At 33.8% G+C, this 4,527-nt stretch carries 5 protein-coding genes and 1 pseudogene; 5 read left to right on the top strand and 1 reads right to left on the bottom strand.

Translation table 11 applies throughout. From position 1 onward, the window contains the following. Nucleotides 1-207: 207 nt before the first annotated feature. Nucleotides 208-1,181: pseudogene (locus MWH25_RS13245) on the top strand (polyprenyl synthetase family protein). 268 nt (nt 1,182-1,449) lie between these two features. Next, nucleotides 1,450-1,701, top strand: coding sequence for a hypothetical protein (locus tag MWH25_RS12600; protein WP_248628005.1), 252 nt, complete (start codon nt 1,450-1,452; stop codon nt 1,699-1,701). A gap of 73 nt (nt 1,702-1,774) precedes the next feature. Here MWH25_RS12600 and MWH25_RS13240 read toward each other — a convergent pair whose 3' ends face one another. Continuing rightward, nucleotides 1,775-1,894 carry a helix-turn-helix domain-containing protein gene (locus MWH25_RS13240; RefSeq protein ID WP_428832834.1) on the bottom strand — a complete coding sequence of 40 codons (120 nt, stop codon included), beginning with the start codon at nt 1,892-1,894 and terminating at the stop codon, nt 1,775-1,777. Between the two features lie 243 nt (nt 1,895-2,137). Between MWH25_RS13240 and MWH25_RS12595 the strand changes: the two genes are divergently transcribed. The 3 genes from MWH25_RS12595 (at nt 2,138) to MWH25_RS12585 (ending at nt 4,157) form a co-directional block, all read left to right on the top strand. After that, nucleotides 2,138-2,347, top strand: coding sequence for a hypothetical protein (locus MWH25_RS12595; protein ID WP_248628004.1), 210 nt, complete (start codon nt 2,138-2,140; stop codon nt 2,345-2,347). 398 nt (nt 2,348-2,745) lie between these two features. Then, a complete protein-coding gene (locus MWH25_RS12590) occupies nt 2,746-2,922 on the top strand; it encodes a hypothetical protein (RefSeq protein WP_248628003.1) in 177 nt (58 codons plus the stop codon). 41 nt (nt 2,923-2,963) lie between these two features. Then, nucleotides 2,964-4,157 (top strand): aminotransferase-like domain-containing protein, encoded by a 1,194-nt coding sequence (locus MWH25_RS12585; protein ID WP_248628002.1) that lies wholly within the window; start codon nt 2,964-2,966, stop codon nt 4,155-4,157. The last annotated feature ends 370 nt before the right edge of the window (nt 4,158-4,527 follow it).

Genomic DNA, 4,527 nt, shown 5'->3' with positions numbered 1-4,527 from the left:
CATGGCGCAGTTTGGTAGCGCACCTGGTTTGGGACCAGGGGGTCGCAGGTTCAAATCCTGCTGCTCCGACCATTTTAGTTTATGAATTCTGTACATTTAATGTACAGTTTTTTTATTTTAGCAGTATAAAAATTCAAACTAGAAATATAATAATACTAAGACGTGTCTGATATTCAGTTGAGTTAATATAGGGGGTTGGAAAAGATTATGTTTGCAGAGTTGAAAGAAGAATTCAGTGATGAGTTGGGATTAATTAAATCAAGACTAAATTCGAGAGATTTGATTATAGAGAATGAGTTATTACTGGAAGTATTAGATTATTTAAAGATAACTGGAGGGGATTTTTTTAGAGCATTATTATTGTTATTAACGGGCCAACTTGGGCCAAAGCAATCTACCACTGATTTGATTAAAGTTGCTACAGGAATTGAATATTTATATTTAGCTACCTTAATCCATAGTGATATTATAGATAATACTCTATTAAGACGGAAGCAGAAGAGTATAAATTCTAAGTGGAATGATAATATTTCAGTGGTGATAGGTGATTTTTTTTTGCCAGCTGCTTACAACAAATAACAGATCAAGAGGAAGTAATTTTATCTGAAATTACTACTACTATATTTAAGTTGACACAAGGAATATTGCAGCAAGAAGAAGAAAAAAATTATTTCGATTTAATCGAAGAAGAATATTTAAATAAAATTGAGTTAAAGACAGCAGCATTGAGTGCTTGTAGTTGTAAAATTGGAGGAATTCTAAGTGGAGTCACTGAAGAAGGAATAGAACATTTAGAAAACTATGGTAACTATCTGGGGATTGTTTATCAGATAAATGAAGATATTTTAGTTTGTATTAGTAATAGAAGTAAAATGGAAAGCACAGTTGGGAATGATCTACAACAAGATATCTTAACGTTGCCTTTAATACATAGTTTAAATCAAAAAATAGATATGGAAGTAAGTGATATTACTTTAGGGCCAAGGGCAGTTACTGAGATTGTACAGGATCTTAACTATTGTATCTTAAATGATTCTTCTTTAGAATATGCTTACAGTATGATGGAGCATTTTGCTCTGTTGGCCAAGGAAGAACTTGATTATTTTTCGGAGTCAACAATTATAAATAAACTTAATTACATAATTGATTCTTTCTTGAATAATTTAGAATTTAATTCTTAAACCTATTATTTTTTTAGTAGGTTTTTTTTTATTTAGGGAATTATGTTTTTAAAGGTTGTTGATAACTTTTTTAAAAGATTTTTAATGGTTTGTTTAACCTAGACTTAGCCTTAGATTATGGTCGAAGGTCATTTCGTTCTTGTTTAGACCCCTTTGTTCTGTAATAGATAATTAAATCTTTTGTGGAATAAATTAACTTAAATTGGAATAATTAAATCAGATATTGAAGTTGAATATTGAATATATATTCAATAAGGAGGTGTTTAATGTGAATTATTATATTTATGCTACTGATCATGCTATTAAAAGATATCAAGAGCGGCAAAAATCGATCAGTCGTCATAAAGCAATTCACAATATAGTTGAAGGAGTGAAAAGGAGTAGGTTAATTGGCTTTGCTAAAGGGGAGCGAGAAATTAGAGAACACCGTGGAGTTATATTCGTATGTCAACTAGACGGGGATAAAATGAATGTAATTACAGTCTTAAATAGTAAAGCAGAATTAAGGTTTATTGGATAGTAATACGCCTTAATTTAAGCTATATTTTACTAAAATATAGCTTAAATTACAATATAGTGTTAGGAATAGGGAGTTAGGAATCAGGAGTAGAATTATGGTTTTTAAGTCCCTCCATTCCTTGGTTATTAAAATGACGTCTCCAGCGATAATAACGATTTGGATTCAACTTTAATATTTCACAAGTATCTTTGATATTAATTTCTGAGTCTTCTATAATATTAAATTAAATATTCATGAAAAAAATAAGTTTTCAAAAAATTAAGACAAAGGGGTCTATTTATTAATAGATTCCTTTGCCTTTTTGTATTTGTTGGAAAGTTTTAAATATTAAACAGGAGGGAGGAGTTTCTGTTTTAGAGGTTTGAGAAGAGAACCATTATAGTAGCTATACTTTTGGTGATTAGTTTTGTTTTATTAACTGGGTGTGCTGGTGAAAGTGGAGAGGAAGTGGATTAGAGTTATAGCCTTCGGATTGCTTCTCATTATCCAGAAGAGCGAAACATTAAACAAAATAAAAGACGAACTTGAAGAGAAGATAGATGGTATTATAGGTTTTATCGGCACAAAACCAGATGGGCTTGCCCTCTGGTTTTGTGCCGATATTACTAAAATAATTCGATATTATTTTAGTAATATGATATACTAAGAATAAGTTAAGTTAAATCTTCTTACAGGCAAAGCCTGACGTGATAAATCCACAACTGAATATATAGGGTTGTAGCAAGAATTAAAGCGATAATCAAGCTCCTTTGCTACATAAAATATTCAAGGTATCAGAAATCCTTAATCGTCAGCCTACAAGTTTAAAAAGCAAGACTTTTCGTGAAATACATAAAAACCATATCTCCCGTCGGGTTGACGGGATTTTAAGTCTTTGGAGAAACAGTAAGACCTGATTTCTTACTTAATACTTGATGTTAAGCAGAAGTAGGCTCGTTTTTAGGAATGAGGAATCCTCGTGACTTGCCCCGAGGAGGGTCAAGTCATTTATCTTGGGAGTAAGTCTATTTGACCTAGCATCAGCAGGAGTTGAAATTAATATTGATGATGTATAGAAAAGTTTATTATGCTCTATTTAATATAACTAATAAGAAGGTAGAAAGTGAAATTAGAAGAGTAAACTATGATGTTGAAAAGCTCTTAGCGATAGTTGATGAAAGAGATTTTTCTTTTCAAAATGAATATGCAAAAAGTATAAGAAATGCTACTAAGCCGTGGTAGCTTAGTAGTAAGTAGTAAATTAAATAGAGGAGGCTATTATAATGAAAGAAAAATTAGCAGATAGATTAGAAGAAATGGAAAATGAAGAATTAGCTGATTTGATGCGGATTATTGGGCGGGATGACTTAATTTCCTTTGCGGGAGGGATTCCTGATACTGAGATCTTTCCGACTGATCGATTAAAGCAGATAACTGAAGAGGTAATAGCTAACAAAGGGGCTGAGTTCTATCAATATAGCAGTACTGAAGGGAATGAGTTATTGCGGAAGTATTTGGTTGACTTTTTGACTGAGCGAGGACTCACTCCTGAGTTTGAAGAGATGATTATTACTTCTGGTTCTCAGCAAGCTTTGGATTTGGTAGGTAAGGTCTTTTTGAATCCTGGTGATAGGATAGTGGTTGAGCAGCCTTCTTATCTAGGAGCGATTGGGGCCTTTAAGGGTTATCGACCTGAGATAAAAGAAATCCCGATTGAGGAAGATGGAATTAAGGTCGAAGCATTGGCAGTTTATTTATCCCAGCTTAAGCAAAGAGGAGAGTCGATTAAATTTATCTACTTAGTACCTGACTACTCCAATCCTTCGGGGGCTCGGCTGTCGGTCAAGAAGCGGAAGGAGATTCTAAATTTAGCTGAAAAATATAATTTTTATATTATTGAAGACACCGCTTATAGTGAGTTGAATTATTATGGTCAGCGATTGGATTACATAAAGAGCTATGACTCTAGTGATCGGGTGATCTTACTGGGGTCTTTTTCTAAATTTTTTGTACCTGGCTTTCGGATTGCTTGGATTTACAATAGTAAGCAATTTGTTCAGTTGGTGAGTAAGGCTAAGCAGAATATGGATTTGGCTTCGGCTACTGCTGGTCAGTTGATTCTTCAGCGGGCTGGGAAGGAAGGGTTATTAGCAGAGCAGATTGAGCGGACCAAAGATTTCTATCGACCTCGCCTAGAGGCTATGGCTAACGCCTTAGATGATCATTTTCCCCAGACAGCACAATGGTTTAGACCAGAGGGAGGCTTCTTTTTCTGGGTTAAGTTGCCGGAGGGCTTTGATAGCCGTCAGTTGCTAGAGGAGGCCTTAGAGCAGAAAGTGGCTTTTGTAACTGGCAGTGCCTTCATGACCAACCCAGCTGATGGATGTAGGTATCTGCGGCTTTCTTTTTCCAATTCACAGGTGGATGATATTAGAGCAGGGATTAAGATTTTGGGGCAATTGATTAGACGGATTTGATGTTATTATTCAAAGAAATCTCCCCCTTACTCCTAAGAGTAGATGCTTGATTGAGATATTCTTTGATAAAGAAGAGATAACAGAAGGTGAATTCCGAACAGAGAAAGAAAGGTTACTCCAGAAACTAGAAGATTGGGTTGGTAATTTTTGAAAAGGGATGATGTGATGTTAATAGTAATTATTTCACTATCAGTAAGGATTGCTTTATCAACATTCTATCTTGAATTCTGGATGTTTCCATAGATAGAATAACATTTTTGCTGGAGTTTTTCTATGTCTAGTTTTAAAAATTAAGGTTCAACAACGACTTTTGTGATTTAATAAAAATAACATAAATTAACAGTAAAAAAAGATACAAAAAAACCGATAT

This window comes from Natroniella acetigena (assembly GCF_023227745.1).
GTDB lineage: Bacteria > Bacillota > Halanaerobiia > Halobacteroidales > Halobacteroidaceae > Natroniella > Natroniella acetigena.
The sequence above is the reverse complement of the archived record's forward strand: the minus strand, read 5'-3'. Positions and strand labels throughout refer to the sequence as shown.